The 18,629-nt window shown below is 32.6% G+C and carries 16 protein-coding genes and 4 tRNA genes; 9 read left to right on the plus strand and 11 right to left on the minus strand.

What is annotated here, in order from left to right:
* The first annotated feature begins 28 nt into the window (after positions 1-28).
* From proS to GFJ94_RS07630, 9 genes are all read left to right on the plus strand, one after another.
* Positions 29-1,507 carry a proline--tRNA ligase gene (gene proS / locus GFJ94_RS07590; RefSeq protein WP_153200945.1) on the plus strand — a complete coding sequence of 493 codons (1,479 nt, stop codon included), beginning with the start codon at positions 29-31 and terminating at the stop codon, positions 1,505-1,507.
* A gap of 84 nt (positions 1,508-1,591) precedes the next feature.
* Positions 1,592-1,663, plus strand: a tRNA-Glu gene (locus GFJ94_RS07595).
* Positions 1,664-1,695: 32 nt separating this feature from the next.
* Positions 1,696-1,767, plus strand: a tRNA-Glu gene (locus GFJ94_RS07600).
* A gap of 32 nt (positions 1,768-1,799) precedes the next feature.
* Positions 1,800-1,871: transfer RNA gene (locus GFJ94_RS07605), tRNA-Glu, on the plus strand.
* Between the two features lie 32 nt (positions 1,872-1,903).
* Positions 1,904-1,975: transfer RNA gene (locus GFJ94_RS07610), tRNA-Glu, on the plus strand.
* 156 nt (positions 1,976-2,131) lie between these two features.
* Positions 2,132-2,383 (plus strand): 30S ribosomal protein S20, encoded by a 252-nt coding sequence (gene rpsT, locus GFJ94_RS07615; protein WP_073583040.1) that lies wholly within the window; start codon positions 2,132-2,134, stop codon positions 2,381-2,383.
* 143 nt (positions 2,384-2,526) lie between these two features.
* On the plus strand, positions 2,527-4,323 hold the full coding sequence (gene typA, locus GFJ94_RS07620; RefSeq protein WP_133609897.1) for a translational GTPase TypA: 1,797 nt from the start codon (positions 2,527-2,529) through the stop codon (positions 4,321-4,323).
* 47 nt (positions 4,324-4,370) lie between these two features.
* Positions 4,371-4,802, plus strand: a complete 432-nt coding sequence (locus GFJ94_RS07625; RefSeq protein WP_153200946.1) for a hypothetical protein — start codon at positions 4,371-4,373, stop codon at positions 4,800-4,802.
* Between the two features lie 300 nt (positions 4,803-5,102).
* Positions 5,103-5,390, plus strand: coding sequence for an antibiotic biosynthesis monooxygenase (locus tag GFJ94_RS07630; RefSeq protein ID WP_153200947.1), 288 nt, complete (start codon positions 5,103-5,105; stop codon positions 5,388-5,390).
* Between the two features lie 326 nt (positions 5,391-5,716).
* On the opposite strand, the gene GFJ94_RS07635 is transcribed toward GFJ94_RS07630, so the two are convergent.
* The 11 genes from GFJ94_RS07635 to GFJ94_RS07685 all read right to left on the minus strand — a co-directional run bounded on the left by GFJ94_RS07635 (position 5,717) and on the right by GFJ94_RS07685 (position 18,627).
* Positions 5,717-6,091, minus strand: a complete 375-nt coding sequence (locus GFJ94_RS07635) for a hypothetical protein (RefSeq protein ID WP_153200948.1) — start codon at positions 6,089-6,091, stop codon at positions 5,717-5,719.
* Between the two features lie 116 nt (positions 6,092-6,207).
* Entirely contained in the window at positions 6,208-8,091 is a 1,884-nt protein-coding gene (locus tag GFJ94_RS07640) for a DUF349 domain-containing protein (RefSeq protein ID WP_153200949.1), read from the minus strand.
* A gap of 412 nt (positions 8,092-8,503) precedes the next feature.
* On the minus strand, positions 8,504-9,259 hold the full coding sequence (locus GFJ94_RS07645; protein ID WP_153200950.1) for a shikimate dehydrogenase: 756 nt from the start codon (positions 9,257-9,259) through the stop codon (positions 8,504-8,506).
* Positions 9,260-9,390: 131 nt separating this feature from the next.
* Positions 9,391-9,906 carry a hypothetical protein gene (locus GFJ94_RS07650; RefSeq protein ID WP_153200951.1) on the minus strand — a complete coding sequence of 172 codons (516 nt, stop codon included), beginning with the start codon at positions 9,904-9,906 and terminating at the stop codon, positions 9,391-9,393.
* 522 nt (positions 9,907-10,428) lie between these two features.
* Complete coding sequence (locus GFJ94_RS07655; protein ID WP_153200952.1) at positions 10,429-11,397, minus strand: DUF368 domain-containing protein; 969 nt, start codon at positions 11,395-11,397, stop codon at positions 10,429-10,431.
* Between the two features lie 57 nt (positions 11,398-11,454).
* Positions 11,455-12,849, minus strand: a complete 1,395-nt coding sequence (locus GFJ94_RS07660) for a lipopolysaccharide assembly protein LapB (RefSeq protein ID WP_153200954.1) — start codon at positions 12,847-12,849, stop codon at positions 11,455-11,457.
* 182 nt (positions 12,850-13,031) lie between these two features.
* Complete coding sequence (locus tag GFJ94_RS07665) at positions 13,032-14,222, minus strand: aspartate aminotransferase family protein (RefSeq protein WP_153200955.1); 1,191 nt, start codon at positions 14,220-14,222, stop codon at positions 13,032-13,034.
* Positions 14,223-14,276: 54 nt separating this feature from the next.
* The gene (locus GFJ94_RS07670) at positions 14,277-15,968 is read right to left on the minus strand and encodes an OstA-like protein (RefSeq protein ID WP_153200957.1); all 1,692 of its coding nucleotides are present in this window, start codon (positions 15,966-15,968) and stop codon (positions 14,277-14,279) included.
* 115 nt (positions 15,969-16,083) lie between these two features.
* Positions 16,084-17,355 carry an adenylosuccinate synthase gene (locus GFJ94_RS07675; RefSeq protein WP_153200959.1) on the minus strand — a complete coding sequence of 424 codons (1,272 nt, stop codon included), beginning with the start codon at positions 17,353-17,355 and terminating at the stop codon, positions 16,084-16,086.
* A 67-nt stretch (positions 17,356-17,422) separates the two neighbouring features.
* Positions 17,423-17,860 (minus strand): Fur family transcriptional regulator, encoded by a 438-nt coding sequence (locus GFJ94_RS07680; protein ID WP_153200960.1) that lies wholly within the window; start codon positions 17,858-17,860, stop codon positions 17,423-17,425.
* Between the two features lie 98 nt (positions 17,861-17,958).
* Positions 17,959-18,627 (minus strand): hypothetical protein, encoded by a 669-nt coding sequence (locus tag GFJ94_RS07685; protein WP_153200961.1) that lies wholly within the window; start codon positions 18,625-18,627, stop codon positions 17,959-17,961.
* Between the last annotated feature and the right edge of the window lie 2 nt (positions 18,628-18,629).

Consider the following 18,629-nt stretch of genomic DNA (forward strand, 5'->3'; position numbering starts at 1 on the left):
AAACAATTTTTGTGCCAAAATATATATAATGAGCAAGAACTTAACAACAAGAGTAGAAGATTATTCCAAATGGTATAACGAATTAGTCGTAAAGGCTGATTTGGCAGAGAATTCAGGAGTAAGAGGATGTATGGTAATTAAACCATACGGCTATGCAATTTGGGAAAAAATGCAAGCCGAATTAGATAGAATGTTTAAAGAAACTGGACATAGTAATGCTTATTTTCCCTTGTTTGTGCCAAAAAGCATGTTTGAAGCAGAAGAAAAAAATGCGGAAGGTTTTGCTAAGGAATGTGCTATTGTAACGCATTATCGTTTGAAAAATGATGAGGAAAGACCTGGGAAATTAATGGTAGATCCAAATGCTAAATTGGAAGAAGAATTGATAGTTCGTCCAACTTCTGAAGCTATTATTTGGTCAACATATAAAGGTTGGGTACAATCGTATAGAGATTTACCTTTGCTTATTAATCAATGGGCAAATGTGGTGCGTTGGGAAATGAGAACGCGTTTATTTTTAAGAACTGCCGAATTTTTATGGCAAGAGGGGCATACTGCTCACGCAACTCGTCAAGAAGCGATAGAAGAATCTGAAAAAATGATGAATGTGTATGCTGATTTTGCTCAAAATTTCATGGCAATTCCGGTAATTAAAGGGTTGAAAACTGAAACCGAACGTTTTGCTGGAGCAGATGAAACCTATTGTATTGAAGCATTAATGCAAGATGGAAAAGCATTGCAAGCAGGAACTTCTCACTTTTTAGGTCAAAATTTTGCCAAAGCTTTTGATGTTAAATTTGCTAACAAAGAAGGAAAGCAAGAACACGTTTGGGGAACTTCTTGGGGAGTTTCAACACGCTTAATGGGAGCATTGGTAATGACGCATTCTGATGATAAAGGTTTGGTTTTGCCTCCTAATTTAGCACCAATTCAAGTAGTTATTGTTCCTATATATAAGACAGATGAACAATTTGATGCAATTTCTGAACAAGTAAATAGCTTAACTGCTGAACTTCGAAAATTAGGAATTTCTTTTAAGTATGATAATAGAGATACTCAAAAACCAGGATTCAAATTTGCAGAATGGGAATTAAAAGGAGTTCCTGTTCGAATTGCTCTTGGACCAAACGATTTAGAAAACGGAACTTACGAAATTGCTCGAAGAGATAATTTATCAAAAGAAGTGGTTTCTAAAGAAGGAGTAGCATCTTATATTCAAAATTTATTAGAAGCAATTCAAAACGATATGTTTGCTAAAGCATTGGATTACAGAGATACTCATATTACAGAGGTGAATTCATTTGAGGAGTTTAAAGAGGTTTTGGAAACAAAAGGTGGTTTCTTGGCTGCACATTGGGATGGTACTGCTGAAACGGAAGAGAAGATAAAAGAACTTACAAAAGCTACCATCAGATGTATCGCTTTAGATAGGGTAGAAGAAACGGGAAGCTGTATGTTTACAGGTGCTCCGTCTAAAGGAAGAGTTCTTTTTGCTAAGGCATACTAAAAAAAAATAAAAATTTTTATACAAGGTCTTGCAGAAATCAAAATTAGTTGTATTTTTGCACTCGCATTACAAAATTAATGTAATGGCCCGTTCGTCTATCGGTTAGGACGCCAGGTTTTCATCCTGGTAAGAGGGGTTCGATTCCCCTACGGGCTACAAGTATTGAGGTTACAAAAGAATAGGTTAATGGCCCGTTCGTCTATCGGTTAGGACGCCAGGTTTTCATCCTGGTAAGAGGGGTTCGATTCCCCTACGGGCTACAAGTATTGAGGTTACAAAAGAATAGGTTAATGGCCCGTTCGTCTATCGGTTAGGACGCCAGGTTTTCATCCTGGTAAGAGGGGTTCGATTCCCCTACGGGCTACAAGTATTGAGGTTACAAAAGAATAGGTTAATGGCCCGTTCGTCTATCGGTTAGGACGCCAGGTTTTCATCCTGGTAAGAGGGGTTCGATTCCCCTACGGGCTACAGAATTAGTTGTAAATAAGTTTTATAAAATAATAATTGGTGTCTCTGTTATTATTTTATTAGTTAAAACCAAAGTGTTCGCCTGGGCGAGTGTGGGAGGTTTTTCTTTTTTAACTAGTAGTTTATAACAATTATTACAATTAAAAAAAGAACAAAATGGCAAATCATAAATCTGCTTTAAAAAGAATTAGAAGTAACGAGAAAAAAAGAGTGTTGAACAGATACCAACACAAAACTACTCGTAATGCAATCAAAGCTATTCGTTTAGCTACTGATAAAGCTGAAGCTTCTGCAAAATTATCAACTGTAATTTCTATGATTGATAAATTAGCTAAGAAAAATATCATTCATGATAATAAAGCATCTAACTTAAAATCTAAGTTAACTAAACATGTAGCTTCTTTATAGTCTACAGTTACAAATAACACTAAAGCTCTCATTATGAGGGCTTTTTTTTATGTTAAGCAATTATTATTTTCAACTAAAGTGTTGATTACTATAGTGTTTTTACAAAAATAAAGATTACCTTTGCACTTTCAAAAATAAAATAAATGACTTCTATTAGAAACATCGCAATTATTGCACACGTTGACCACGGTAAAACTACTTTGGTTGATAAAATTATGTACCACTGTCAATTGTTTCGTGAAAACGAAAACACGGGAGACTTAATCCTAGATAATAACGATTTAGAGCGTGAAAGAGGTATTACTATTACTTCTAAAAACGTTTCTGTAACTTATAAAGGAACAAAAATCAACATTATCGATACTCCTGGTCACGCCGATTTTGGTGGTGAAGTTGAGCGTGTACTTAATATGGCTGATGGTGTTTGTCTTTTAGTAGATGCATTTGAAGGTCCAATGCCTCAAACACGTTTCGTATTACAAAAAGCAATTGACTTAGGATTAAAACCATGCGTGGTTATTAATAAAGTAGATAAAGAAAACTGTACTCCAGAAGAAGTTCATGAAAAAGTTTTCGACTTAATGTTTGAATTAGGTGCTACTGAAGCGCAGTTAGATTTCCCAACAGTTTATGGTTCGGCTAAAAATAACTGGATGTCTGATGATTTTAGAAATCAAACAGAAAACATCGAGCCATTATTAGATATGGTTTTGGAACACGTTCCAGCTCCTAAAGTATCTGAAGGAACTCCTCAAATGTTAATTACCTCTTTAGATTTCTCTTCATTCACAGGTCGTATAGCGATTGGTCGTTTAGAAAGAGGAGTTTTAAAAGAAGGAATGCCAATATCTTTAGTAAAAAGAGATGGTAAAGTAATCAAATCAAGAATCAAAGAATTACATACTTTTGAAGGTCTTGGACGTAAAAAAGTAGACGAAGTAGTTGCTGGAGATATTTGTGCAATTATCGGAATTGAAGGATTTGAAATTGGTGATACTATCGCTGATTTTGAAAATCCAGAAGCTTTACAGACTATTGCAATTGATGAGCCTACAATGAGTATGTTGTTCACAATTAACGATTCACCTTTCTTTGGTAAAGAAGGTAAATTTGTAACATCGCGTCACATTAGAGATCGTCTAACTAAAGAATTAGAGAAAAACTTAGCAATGAAGTTAGGTGAAACTGATTCTGCTGATAAATTTATGGTTTTTGGTCGTGGAGTTCTTCACTTATCGGTTCTTATTGAAACGATGAGAAGAGAAGGTTATGAATTACAAATTGGTCAACCACAGGTAATCATTAAAGAAATTGATGGTCAAAAATGTGAGCCAATTGAAGAATTAACAATCGATTTACCAGAAAACCTTTCAGGTAGAGCAGTTGAATTCGTAACTATCCGTAAAGGAGAAATGTTATCTATGGAAGCTAAAGGAGATCGTATGATTATTAAATTTAATATTCCATCTCGTGGAATCATTGGTTTAAGAAATCAGTTATTAACAGCTACTGCAGGTGAAGCAATTATGTCGCACCGTTACATTGGATATGAACCTTTCAAAGGAGCAATTCCAGGGCGTAACAATGGTTCGTTAATTTCTATGGAAAACGGAAAAGCTATTCCTTATTCTATTGACAAATTACAAGATCGTGGTAAATTCTTCGTGGAACCAAATGCTGAGATTTATGAAGGTCAAGTAATTGGTGAAAACTCTCGTGGTGATGATATGTGTATCAACGTAACTAAGGCTAAAAAACAGTCAAACGTACGTTCATCTGGAAATGATGAAAAAGCAAGAATTATTCCACCGATTATTTTCTCATTAGAAGAAGCGTTAGAATACATTCAAAAAGATGAATATGTTGAGGTTACTCCAAAATCTATTCGTTTAAGAAAAATTTATTTAACAGAAAACGACAGAAAACGTTTTAAAGTATAATTAATATGAATCCCGATGAAAATCGGGATTTTTTAGCATAAACAAGAATGGAAATTAAATTGAAATACGGAATTGACAATTTGCTTTTCGGAATGAAAGAGCAAGATGTTACTAAAATTTTGGGTAAGCCAGATACACAATATAAAGACGAAGAAGAGAATGTTGTTTTTATGTACAACGCTAGAAAACTTCGTTTGATTTTTTACAAAGAAGAAGCTTTTAGATTAGGATATATGACGACATCTAATCCAATAGTGAAGTTATTCAATACGACTATTATTGGTAAGAATTGGAGCGATGTTTTTCCTGTTTTAGAGAAGAACAAAGTAAAATCATTTGAAACTGATACAGTAGAAGGAATGATGAGTTACTTTAACGAAGAAAATTGGTTATTCATTCACGTTGATTATAACGAAATTGTGAAGATTGAAGTTGGTGCCGTTTTTAGTGATAAAGACGAATTTGACTGGAGATTTTAGATTATTAGTAAAAAAAACGGTTATTTTTAACTAAATATGCCTCAAAAAGTTTAAGACTATTTGAGGTGTTTTTATGAAAATTAAAGGGCAAAGTGTCAAAAATTAATTAAACTTGTTGCAATAAAATAAAGTTTTAATACGTTGTTAATTTTTTGAATACGAAAATTCACCGAACTTAAAGGATCTCTCTTAGACACATAGTTATTGTAGAAATAAGTTTTCTAAAATTTTAGTCCGAAGCTTTGGACGTTGCACTTTGCATAGCAAACATTAGCTATTCGATAATTTAAAAATTTAATCATGTACTACGCAGTAATTTTTACCTCTACTAGAACCGAAGTAGAAGCAAGTTATGCCGAAATGGCAATTAAAATGGTGGAATTAGCCAAAGCCCAACGTGGATTTATAGATATGGAAAGCGCCCGAAGCGAAATTGGAATTACCGTTTCGTATTGGGAAAGCTTGGAAGCCATAAAAAACTGGAAAGCTAATATGGAACATCTAGAAGCACAAGAAAAAGGTAAAACTACTTGGTACAAAAATTATAAAGTGAGAATTGCTATAGTGGAAAGGGAATATGAGTTTTAAAAGGGTGATTTAAACGTTAAGTTTTTTTGCATATTTTTTCATGCTGTTAAGTGTTTTTTAAACGCAAAGGGCTAAGTTTTTTCGCAAAGCACGCAAGGTTTAAACCTAAGTTTGTCATGCTATTAATAATCTTTTTTATGTCATCCCTACGTGATTTTACCAGCTATATTACTTTAAGTTACCCATATTCCATGCCTAACGGCATTTCAAACAGTTGTATTTACTTTTTTAGTTCCGTAGGAACGGAATTTTGGTAGCTCCGTAGGAACGCAATATGGGTAAAAAATAAACACAACGATTAAAAAGTCCAGTAGGGACGATATTTTTTATTTGATTACAACTGAAATTTCTTCTAAAGATATATTTTTTGGATGTAATAAATTATATGTGAATAATAATGGATGATATCGTTTTAAAATCAATGATTCTGGATTTTTGATTGTCAATCTTAACTTTGAATATTTTTGATTTTCAAATTTAAAAGCAAGTACAGCTTGTTGGCTACTGATGTAAGCTTGTCTTCTTAATCCAAAAAAATCTTTTGATTTAAGCACTACATTTTTTTCTGATTCGATATTAATGAGCTCAATGTCTAAATCTTCAAGGTTTTTAATGTACCATCCTCCAGTAAAATATATTTGATAACTACCATAACTTAGTTCAAATTCATGTGATTTTTCTTTAATGTAGAATTTTTCCATTTTTATATTTGATTCTATCACAAATATATCCAAATTCCCACAAACTCAATTACAGCTTTTCTGTACATTTTAAAACAAGCAAAAAAAAATCCCAAGCTTTCACTTGGGATTCTATCTTACATATTTTTAATTTGCTGTAGCTTTTCTTTCCACAATTTCAAGTCGTCTTTGTGGCGTTCAATGTTTTTCTGAACTTCCTTAATAAAAGGATTTTCACCTTTCGAACTACTGCTAATAAACTGAATGTTGTTCTCTAATTGGAAAATTTCGCTTTGTACTTCATCAATTTTCTTTCTAATAAAGAATTGCTCTTGTTCTAAAGCACGTTTGTCATCGTTGTCGCTCATTTGCTCTAAACGGTTGCTAAAACGCATCATTTCGGTGTCTTTTTTAGACATGCTTAGTTTTTCAAACAAGGCATCTAAAATCTTATTGAATTTCCCTTCAATGTGTCTTCTGTTAAAAGGCACTTTTCCAAAAGTTTTCCAAGTCGCAATGTGCTCTTTTATCGCATCTAAATCGGCTTTGTGTTCGCCACTTAATGTAAACGATTTCAACTCTTCTAAGAATGCTTTTTTCTTTTCAAATGCTTCTACTTCTTCACCAGTTTCGGCATTTTTAGCTTCGTGCATTCTATCAAAATACGCATTACACGCATCTTTAAAGTCTTTCCAAATGCTATCCGAATATTTACGAGGCACATGTCCAATTTTTTTCCAATCGTCCTGAATTTTCTTCATAACAGGAGTAGTGGCAGCGAAATCGGTACTTTCTTTTAACGATTTTGCTTTTTCAACTAATTCCAATTTCTTAGTTAAATTCTCGTGTTGCTCGTGTTTGATGTCTTTATAGAAAACATTTTTGTGTGCATTAAAAGCTCGAACCGCATTTTTAAATTTAGCCCAAGTTTCCTCAGTCACTTCCGTTGGAACTTTGCCTGCTTTAAAGAACGCTTCGCGCAACGCTTCCATTTTCTTAATTTGCGCTTGCCATCCACTGTGCGAATCGATTTTCTCGGTTCCCAAAGCCTCAATCAGCAATATAATTTCGTTCTTAATCGCTAAATTATCCGTTTCTTTTCCTCTTGCTACTGCATATAATGATTCGCGCTTATCGTGCATTTGTTTGGTAATTTCGCTGAATTCGTCCCAAATCGCTTCTCTGTGTTCACGATCAACAGGACCAATTTCTTCTTTCCAAACGCGGTGTAACAATTGCAATTCACGGAATGCTTTCATTACATCTTCTTCTTTTAGCAATTCCTTCGCTTTAGCAATAATATGTTGCTTTTGCTCTAAATTGTGTTTCAAATCTAAATCACGCGCTTCTTTATCTAAGTGCATGATGTCGTAAAAACGCTCAATATGAAAATGGTAATTGTTCCACAAGATGTTGTATTTATCTCTAGGAATTGCACCTGCATTTTTCCAACGCTCGCGAATGTCGTTTACTTTTTTGAACATATCGCCAATATTCGAATCACCCGAATCGATTAAGTTTTTCAACTCTTCGATTAAGCCTTCACGAACGGCAAAATTTTGCTCTAAATTGTTTTGTAATTGTTTGAAATGTTTGGCTTTGCTTGCTTTGTAAGTGTTGTAAATGCCGTCAAACTTATTTTTTAAAGGAAAGTGATACTCAAAATCTAAACCTTCTTCGTTGTTTTGAGCTAAGAATTCCTCTTTTTTCTCGTCTATAAAATGGTGGTATTTGTCCGAAAAAGCTTTTCTAATGCCTTCTACATGGTCTTTAATCGCCATTACTTTTTCGTTATCGACTAATTTCTCCAGCTCATCGGTTAAGGCTTCCATCGACATTGCATCGTACTCCAATACCGGAATTTCGTGCTTTTCTTTTATCGAATCATCTTCGCTTTCTTCTGCATTAGAATTGTCTATTTCCTCTAATACCGATTGACTAATAATGGTTGCATTATCTAATTGCTCCATTTGGTCTTGTCCATCTGCGTTGTGCAGGTTATCATGTGTTGCTTCTGACATTGAGTAAATGCTTAAGGTTACTAATATGGTGTGAAGATACTAAAGCACTCCGAAAATTCAAAAAAAATCGTCCAATTATCCGTTATTTTCTTTGAAACGAGTGTTTTGGGCTTTTTTGCTATCCATTTTCCCGCTATCCGCTATATCCGCCAAGGCGAGATGTCGCTTCTATCGGGGTTAGATAGCCATCAAAAGGCTTTCTTGGGATTGGTTTTTGAAGAAGTTATGGTTTTGTACTTTTTCAACAGACCAACTTAAAATGCCGCTAGGCATGAAATCTCGGTAATTAATGAATAGATAAGTGAATAAATCCCGTAGGGATGACATAAAAGAGATACTTAATAGCATGACAAACTGTGTGTGAAAATCTTTGCGAACTTTGCGAAAAACTTTGCGTCTTTGCGGTTAAATTTTACTCATTCCAAATCTTCCAAGTCTTTTCCGCTTGTAAAACCAACATTTCATAACCGTTTTTAGTTACAGCGCCTTGTGCTTTAGCTTTTCTTAAAAATGCAGTTTCTTCTGGATTGTAAATTAAGTCGTAAGCAATATGTTTTTTGGTAAACAAACTGTAATCTAAGTTTGGACAATCGGCTACATTAGGATGCGTTCCTACTGGAGTGGTGTTGATGATAATAGTATATTCTTCAAAAATAGCAGCGTCTAATTCTTCATATTTGTATTGAAATTCATCTGCGTTTCTAGAAACAAAATCATATTCGATTTTTAGGCTTCGTAAAGCATAAGCAATGGCTTTACTTGCGCCACCAGTTCCTAAAATCAATGCTTTTTTGTGATGGTCTTTCACTAAAGGTTTTATCGATTTTTTAAATCCGTAGTAATCGGTGTTGTGACCTTTTAGTTTTTTCTTTTTGGAAATCGTAATGCAATTAACCGCACCAATTTTCTCCGCCGTTTTTGATAATTTATCCAAATACGGAATAATCTCTTCCTTGTATGGAATGGTAACATTTAAACCACGTAAACCTTTAATTTCAGTGATTACTTTAGGAAACTCTTTGATGTTTTCAATGTCGTAATTTTTGTATTCGCAATTGTCAAAATGACCAATTTCAAATTTTTCATTGAAATACTTTTTAGAAAAAGAATAGCTAATATTTCGGCCAATTAAGCCAAATTTCAACTGTTTTTTTGTTTTCTTTTTCATTATTGAAGTTTTAAAATAGTATGCAGTTATTCTGTAAATTTATGATAAAAGATTGCATCTACAAAACACACTTTGAATTTTAATAAAAAAATCAAATTAACTTAACATAAACAAATAGAAGAAATGCAGTTTTAATAAATTACTCTTTTGGAAATTCTATCGCTATCATCAAATACTGCAACATTATTTTTCTTTAATTCAATTTTAAAACTTTCCCAATGTTTATTTAATAAATTATCAGATGAATATGTTCTATTTTCAAATAGTTTTGTTTTGATGACTACCGTTTTTCCAGATTGTCTATAATGACGATGAATATTAATAGATTCAATTTCATTTAAATCAAAATATTTTTTCTCCCAAAATCGGATTGAGTTTTTTACAATTAGATAGTTATCACTAATTGTAAAATAATTCATATCGTTTGAGAATAATAGAATTAAAAAAGTGATTATAACTGGTATTTGTAAAGTGATGTAAATATTCAAGGTTTCTCTTGAAAAAAAAGAGTAAAAACTTATTGAAACCAAACCATAAAAAAATATTCCTGTAAATGATAAAACATGTGAAAAATTAAAAGTTTTAGTTTTGTTGTATGAATTTATTTTGAATGACTTTTTATGAGGTAAAATGGAATCTAAATTCATTTTTTCAAGTTTTATATTCTCATTTTTTATAGATTCATTAATGAAGTTTAAAATGATTTTTAATTTGAAAAAATCTTGATATTTAAATGAATACAGGTTAATAATTTCGTCGTTTTTTAATTGTATTCTAGCTCTATCTACTAATATTTCATTAAGAATCATTAATTTCTGAAAGAACTATATTTTTAATGTTCTCAATTCGTATAACTTTTTTTGAAAAAACCTTATTTATAATTACTTCTTTTTCATTTATTTCAATTATAGAAAAAAAATTGATTGCAAATAAAGTAGTTGTAACAAGAAGAAAAATAAAGAAAAAAAGAACTAAGAAAGTTGGAATATCAAATTTTGTTCTAGATTCTTCGATAAATCTATTAAACATATGAAATGAAAGTATTCCAAAAAGAAATACACTAAAAAAACTAGAGGCTAAAACTAGTTTAATGTTGGTTTTTATTTTTACAGATTTGGACATTTCTTAGTTATACTTAATTCATTTAAAAAAAAAAGGTTTTATACATTTTAGTTTTTACCCAATTTACTTGCCATTTTTTCCATTCCAAAAATTACAAAAAATCCTAAAATTGCCAATACGATTGCCATTGCAATTTGCGGTTCGCCTTCAAAATTTTGTGGTAAAATACTTTTGTCGATATAAGGAACCACTTCGCCATGGCTGTTGATTCTGGTTTCTAAAACTTGTTTCCAAGGCCAAACTTTATTTAATGAACCTATCATAAATCCTACTAATAAAGTCAATGTTGTGTTTTTATGATTGGCAAACATCCAATGCAATATTTTAGAAAACGATTTTAAACCAATGATAGCTCCAAAAGCAAAAACACCCAACTTTAATAACGCTTGTGTTAGTATTTCAGAATTGGCTGTAGTTAAGCCTTCTCTAAAACTATTGATAGTTCCAATTACCGTTTCATACGAACCCATTAAAAGCAAAATGAAAGCGCCTGAAATTCCAGGTAAAATCATCGCAATAATGGCAATAAATCCAGATAAAAATAAATACCAATAACTATCAGGAGAACTCACCGGACGTGCAATAGTAATATAATAAGAAACCGTAATTCCGATTAGTAAAAATAAAATATCGACTAATTTCCAACTCGTAATTTCTTTCCAAATTAAAGTAATACTCGCAATAATTAATCCAAAGAAAAACGACCAAACTAAGATAGGTTGGGTTTCTAATAAATGCGTAATCACTTTAGAAAAAGTAAGTACACTAATTCCAATTCCTGTTACAAGTGCTAATAAAAAACTTCCGTTAATTTGCTCCCAAGCGGCTTTTAATCCCTCTTTTTTTTGTGTTTTTAAAGCAGAAACATTCACATTATTTATGCTGTCAATTAATTCTTGATAAATTCCAGAAATAAAAGCAATAGTTCCTCCAGAAACACCTGGAACTACATCGGCAGCACCCATGGCTAAACCTTTAAGTGTAATAATCAAATAATCGGGAAATAGTTTTCTCATGACAATAAAAATTCCAAAGTATTGCTACTTTGGAATGGGTTAAGGGTTGTTTATTCTCTATTTTTTAAATTTCATAATTGTTTTCTGAACTTCTGTTCTTTCCCAAACTACTGGGAATAATTCTTGAAACAAAGAAAGCTGTTTCAAATTTAATTTCATTCCGTTCATTAGGTGAAGATTTCCTTTGGTAACATCATCTGTTAAGAAATATAATCCAGCCAAACGATATTCCATTTCGTATTCATCTGGTAACACATTACATGCTTCAAGAAGGATTTCAATAGCTGTATCAAACTCTCCTAAATATTGTAAAACATCTGTCCAAAGCGTGAATGTATCTAAATTGATGTCGCCACTTTCAAATGCTTTTCGGTAACCGTATTCTGCTTCTTCAAAGAAATGAAGTGCTGTATTTACCGCTGCAAAACGTTTCCAGTACAACGAATTGTCGCCATCAATTCCTATAGCTTTGTTTGCATAATACAACGCTTTTTGATAGTTTTTTTGACGAATGTAAAAATCAGTAATTGCAATCCAGCCTTTATCTAACAAAGGATCTTCGTGAACTGTTTTTAGGTAATAATTTAATGCGAATTCTGTATTTCCTAAACGCTCATAACATTTAGCCACACGAAGCAATACAAAAGAAGAAGGGTCATCTAATTCTAAAGTAACGTTGTAACAATCGATAGCTTCTTGATATTTTTTTAGTTTTTCGTACGATTTTGCTTTTTCCATGTACGCCCCTAAGAAGGTTTCGTCAATTAAAGTTGCATAATCGAAAGCCCAAACTGCTTTTTCGTAGTTTTTCAACGCATAATATTGTCTGCCTAATTGATGCCAAGCGACTTCACTATACGGGTTTTTATCAATGAATTTGTTTAGGTAAACAATAGCATCTTCATTCTGATCTAAGAAATCAAAACAATACACTACGTTGTAAAGTGCCGAGTAATCTTCGGTATCTTCATCTAAACATTTGATGAAATTTTCTTTTGCCATTTCAAGATTATCCATAAAAAGATATTCCATTCCTATCATCGAATACACATCAGCATAATCATCAGTATATTTCAAGGCGATTTTTAAAAAGGAAATGGCCTTTTCGTGTTCGTCTCGTTTAGAATGTATGTTGGCTTTTTGAATGTAGATTTCTTCGTTTGTTGGCTCAATAGCGTACAACTCGTTTAGTAACTTTTCAGCAATATCGAGTTTGTCTTCGTACACCAACATTTCTACCTGAACTAATTTTAATCCAGTAGATTTTGGATGTTGTTCTAAACCTAATTTCAGCGCTTTTTTGGCCAAGTTCAGTCGGCCGGTATCCATATAATGAAGAATGATATCTTCAAACTCTTCTGAATCAAAGAAAAAAACTTTATTGGTTTTTAACATCGATTCAAATTTAGATAAGGACAAGCTGTTTTCTTCTTCTTCGTGACTCAAATTCATAGCGCTTCGTTTTATGATTTTATCCTTATTAAAATTAAGGAATAATATTGGGGTAGTGGTTCGGGATTTGAATTGTTGTAAACAATTTAATTAACAATTTGCAAGTGCAAAATCAATTTCAAAAATCAATTTCAATCTAAACTGATATCATCATTCATCAACAAACATCCATCATCCATCATTTACTTCATTTCTCTTTCTATCTCATTTAATACCTCAATAATAATGCCACAACCTTTGGTAATTTCTTCATTACTAATGGTTAGTGGTGGTGTAATACGAACAGCGCATCCTTCGAAAAGGAGCCAGAATAAAATAACGCCTCTTTTGTGGCAACGTAAAATTACTTCATTTGTAATCTCTGGTGAATTGGTCATTGCAGCAATCATAAGCCCTCGACCACGAATTTCTTTGATTAATGGATGTGCTAAAAGGCTTCGGAATAATTGTTCTTTTTCTAAAGTTTCAGCCATTAAATTGGATTCGGTAACTTCTTGTAACGTAGCCAAACAAGCTGCCGCTATGACAGGATGTCCGCCAAAAGTGGTAATATGACCTAGTTTAGGATCGTGACTTAGTAAGTCCATCATTTCGACTGATGCTGTAAAAGCACCTACAGGCATTCCGCCACCCATTCCTTTTCCCATTACTACTACATCAGGAATAACATCGTAGTTTTGAAATCCGAATAGTTTTCCGGTGCGACCAAATCCGGGTTGAATTTCGTCTAATATCATGATAGCACCAACTTCATCACAACGTTGGCGCACTTTTTTAAGAAAATCGTTTTGAGGTTCAATAAAACCTGCACCACCTTGAATGGTTTCTAATAAAACTCCAGCAGTTCGAGTGGTGATTTTCTCTAAATCTGCCTCATTATTAAACGTAATAAAATCCACATCAGGAATTAAAGGACGGAAAATTTGTTTGCGTTCTTCAAATCCCATCACACTCATGCTTCCCATAGTATTTCCATGATATGCATTGTGGCATGAAATTAATTGACTTCTCCCTGTAACTCTTCTAGCTAATTTTAAAGCACCTTCAATAGCTTCTGTTCCTGAATTCACTAAATACGTTTTCTTAAGTGGATAGGGTAGATGTTGCGCTATTAATTTACATAATTCTGTTGCTGGATGTTGGGCATATTCGCCATACACCATCACGTGAGAATAGATGTCTAATTGTTTTTTTATGGCATCATTCACGCGTTGTGGTTGATGACCTAATGTACATGCGGAAACTCCTGCAACCATATCTAAATAAGGATTTCCATCAGTATCATAAATATAAGAACCCTTAGCGTGAGAAATCTCCATGGCTAATGGATGAGGTGAAGTTTGGGCTTGGTATTTAAAAAAATCTTCAATCATAATTTAGTGATAAGTGAAAAGTAATTAGTGATTAGTTAAATTAAGCTTATCATTTTATTTATTACTTTTTACTTTTTTTACTTCTGGTTTTTTTGCGGTTTTCTTTTCTTCGGCTTTTTTATTCTCGTCGAAATCTAATGTTTCAGGAAGAATCTCCATTGGTTTTTCAGATTCGATTGCTCTCTTTTTAGCCTCAATCTGAATTTTATCATCTATTGCAACTTCGTCAGCCGGGAAAATATCCTCTTTTGATAAGATTCGTTCATCACCACGCCAATTAAAACCTCTCAGTTTTCTTGCGTTTTCCGGAAACTCACTCTCTGGATAAATGTGACTATCGGTTTTGGTAAAGAAAGTAATAGCATCGATTTTATTTTCATCTAGTTCCAAATTGATTTTACTACAAACTGTTTTGTTGATTCCGATAAACTCATTGGCATCGTTGTACATATAATAAATGACTTCGGCATTCTTAACGACATCGACTTCTTTTAGTTTACTGTCAACGAATTTTCCATATAGATTTTGTCCTTTTATCTGATTGTAGCCATTTTTACTAAGACTATCTTTTTGAATAATAAAAGCATTATTGAGTACTTTTAGTGAATCTAGTTTTTGCGTTTTGTTGTTTCCAATTAAATGCATTACATCACCTGTCATTTGGTTTTCGTTGTTCCAAAGAATAGGTTTTCCAATCATTTTCGTCAACTGAGTTTTGTTGTTAGAGTGAAGTGAATCACATTTCCCGCTCATGTCACTTTTGTAAAAACGGACATTATTGAAAGCACGAATCACACGATCTTCTTGCGGTCCTGAAACAATTATTTTTTTACCATGCATATACAAAGTATCTTTTTCTACCAATGTTTTTACTAAGGCTCTTTTGGTTAAAATCATCGAGTCTTTTTTGGTAGCGGCATTTCGGTAGAGTTCTGCGTAATGGCCTGTAGCAATAACTTTATTGATGGTATCAGTAATTTTTACATTGTTGATGCCTCTCGAATAATTTTTCTTTCGGTCGTAAAACAAATCATCACCTTCAATTATTTTATTATCAAGAGTAATTTTAGAATTTTTTGCTAATTTACCTATGTCATTTGTAGTGTCATAAAATCCGTTTTCGGTATAAATTACGTTTTCTTTACTGGTAATGGTTGAAGGTCCAAAAACATAAGCATGACCTGAATTTTCGTAATAATCTAAGTTGTTAGTTTTAATTGTACTTTCTGGATTCGTAACCGTTACTGCGGTTGTAAATTTGTATTTCTTTTGGTCTACATAATAGCGACCTGATTTACTTTTTAACGTATTTTCCTTGTTACGAATAGTACCAAAGGAATTATAAAAAACTTCTTGGTTTTTCTTATCGAAATAAACGGTATCTGTTGTTAATGTTGACTCAGGCGAGCGTAAAACTACATCTCCAGTAGCAAAAGCAAATTCTTTATCACCATTGTATTCCGCATAACGGCTATTCATGGTAATGGTGTCGCCTTGATTCATTTGAACGTTTCCGAATGCTTTTACATAATTTTCATCTTTAAAATGATACGCTTTATTACAAAACATTTTTACTCCATTGTGTATGATGCGAACATTTCCTGTAAATACAATAGCACCTGGAATTTCGGTCTGATTCATATCTACGAAATCGGAGTTTTCAATGATAATTTTTTTCTTTTCTTGTGCTGTCGAAAAAGTTACTGACAGCAATAAGATGGCGATATAAAAAAATGTGTTTTTCAAGTCGAATTTATTTTGAGCCAAATTTAAGTAAAAACTCGAAAAGCCATTGATAATTAAGAATATTTTATCATTTAGGAGTATAAAAAAACGCTTTCAATTGAAAGCGTTTTTGAAATTATTTTGTTATCGTTTGTTTTCTGTCTGGTCCAACCGAAATTACTTTGATTGGTACTTCAACTTCTTTTTCAATGAATTCGATATATTCTTTTAATTCTTGTGGTAATTCATCATACGTTGTCATTCCTGTTAAATCTGCTTTCCAACCTTTCATTTCTGTTAAAATTGGTGTTACATTTTCAGGTTCAATGTTGTATGGTAGATGTTGAATAGCTTGGCCTTTGTAGTTATATCCTGTACAAACTTGTAAGGTGTCAAATCCAGAAAGAACATCGCCTTTCATCATGTATAATTGTGTTACACCATTAACTTGAACGGCATATTTTAAAGCTACTAAATCTAACCAACCACAACGACGCGCACGTCCTGTAACGGAACCAAATTCGTTTCCTACTTTAGCCATAGTTTGTCCAGCTTCTTCGAAATCTTCTGTAGGGAATGGTCCGCTACCTACACGTGTAGTATACGCTTTGAAAATTCCGAACACGTCTTTTACTTTGTTAGGAGCAATTCCTAAACCAGTACAAGCTCCAGCTGCAGTTGTGTTTGAAGAAGTTACAAATGGATACGTTCCAAAATCAACATCTAATAAAGAACCTTGTGCTCCTTCTGCTAAAATTGATTTTCCTTCTTTTAACGCTTTGTTTAAATATTCTTCACTATCAATGAAAGTTAATTTCTTTAAGTCTTCTACGGCTGCAAAAAACTCATCTTCCATTTCTTTTAAATTGTATTGTAATTCTACATCGTAGAACGCAATCATTGCTTCGTGTTTGTCAGCTAAAGTTCTATATCTATCTTTGAAATCTTCTAATTCTAAATCTCCTATACGAAGACCATTTCTACCGGTTTTGTCCATATATGTTGGACCAATTCCTTTCAAAGTAGAACCAATTTTTGCTTTTCCTTTTGAAGCTTCAGAAGCAGCGTCAAGTAAACGGTGTGTTGGTAAAATTAAGTGTGCTTTTCTAGAAATAAATAATTTAGCAGTAACATCCATATTGAATTTTGCTAAACCTTCAATTTCTTTTTGAAAAACTACGGGGTCGATTACAACTCCATTTCCAATAATATTGATGGCGTTTTTGTGGAAAATTCCAGAAGGAATAGTTCTTAAAACGTGTTTGATTCCGTCGAATTCTAAAGTGTGTCCCGCATTTGGTCCACCTTGAAAACGTGCAATAATATCATATTTTGAGGTAAGAACGTCAACGATTTTTCCTTTTCCTTCGTCTCCCCATTGTAATCCAAGTAGTAAATCTACAGTCATTGTGTTGTTGTTGTTTGTTGTTGTTGAGACGTTGCATTGCAACGTCTGTACTTAATTAATTTATATTCTATTGTTGTTTTTTTGTTCCGTAGAAGTAAAGGGAATGGTTTGTGATATCAATTCCAAACATTTCTTCCATGGTTTGTTTAATTTGCTGAATTCTTGGGTCACAAAATTCGATAACTTCACCAGAATCGGTTAAAATAATGTGATCGTGTTGTTTATCGAAATACGATTTTTCGTAATGCGCCTGATTTTGTCCAAACTGATGACGACGCACCAAACCGCATTCTAATAAAAGTTCGATTGTATTGTAAAGTGTAGCTCTACTTACGCGATAGTTTTTATTTTTCATTTTGATATACAAAGACTCAATATCAAAATGCTCGGTAGCATTGTAAATTTCTTGAAGAATAGCATAACGTTCCGGCGTTTTACGGTGCGCTTTTTCTTCTAAATATTTAGTAAAAACATTTTTTACAATTTCCTGATTTTTGTTTTCCATTGCTTTGGTTAATGAAATATTGGCAAAGATAGTGAAAGTTAGAAGTTAGAAGTTAGGAGTTAGAAGTTTTTTTAAACAGAGTTATTAAGACATTATAATTATTGTTGAAAAATAAGATTCCAAATTTCGGGTTTTAGATGTTCGTGCATGGAGTCTGGTCTATATTCGCCATTTCTTATAAGAGTTTGACCGTTTGGTTTTATAAGTCCAAACGAACCGCAAACTGTTGGGTGAAGAAATAAATTGTTTCTAAAGAAATTATTTTTGTCAGAAAAGAAATATTCGTTTTTCGATTTAGGTCTGTTTTTCAAAATAATTCTGTTTTCAAACAAACATAAGTATATTACATTTGATTTTCGCTCTATTTTTCTTTTTAAAGAATCATCAAAGTTTTTTATTGAATTTATTTTTTCAATATTCATTTCATTTGAGTGCCAATCAGAACAAGTATCATCCAAATAATTGAACCTAATTAAAAATATAGTCGAATCTGAATAGGTTTTATTTGTAATTTTTTCAATTTCAGTTTTAATGATTTTGTAATCAACTTTATAGGTTGAATATTTTGGGGCATTAAATTGATAGACATATCCACTATCTTTTGTTTTTCTAAAAGATAATGAGTTATCTGGATATTTATCAATTAGAAAAATTTTTTCTTCTTTTGAGATTTCCCTTCCTTCAGGATCTAAATAATATTTTATTTTACCCGTTTGTGCTGAAATACCAATTGTAAATAAAAAAAATAGTAATGTAATTTTTTTCATTG

The sequence above is a fragment of the Flavobacterium sp. LMO8 genome (assembly GCF_009495755.1).
Taxonomy (GTDB): domain Bacteria; phylum Bacteroidota; class Bacteroidia; order Flavobacteriales; family Flavobacteriaceae; genus Flavobacterium.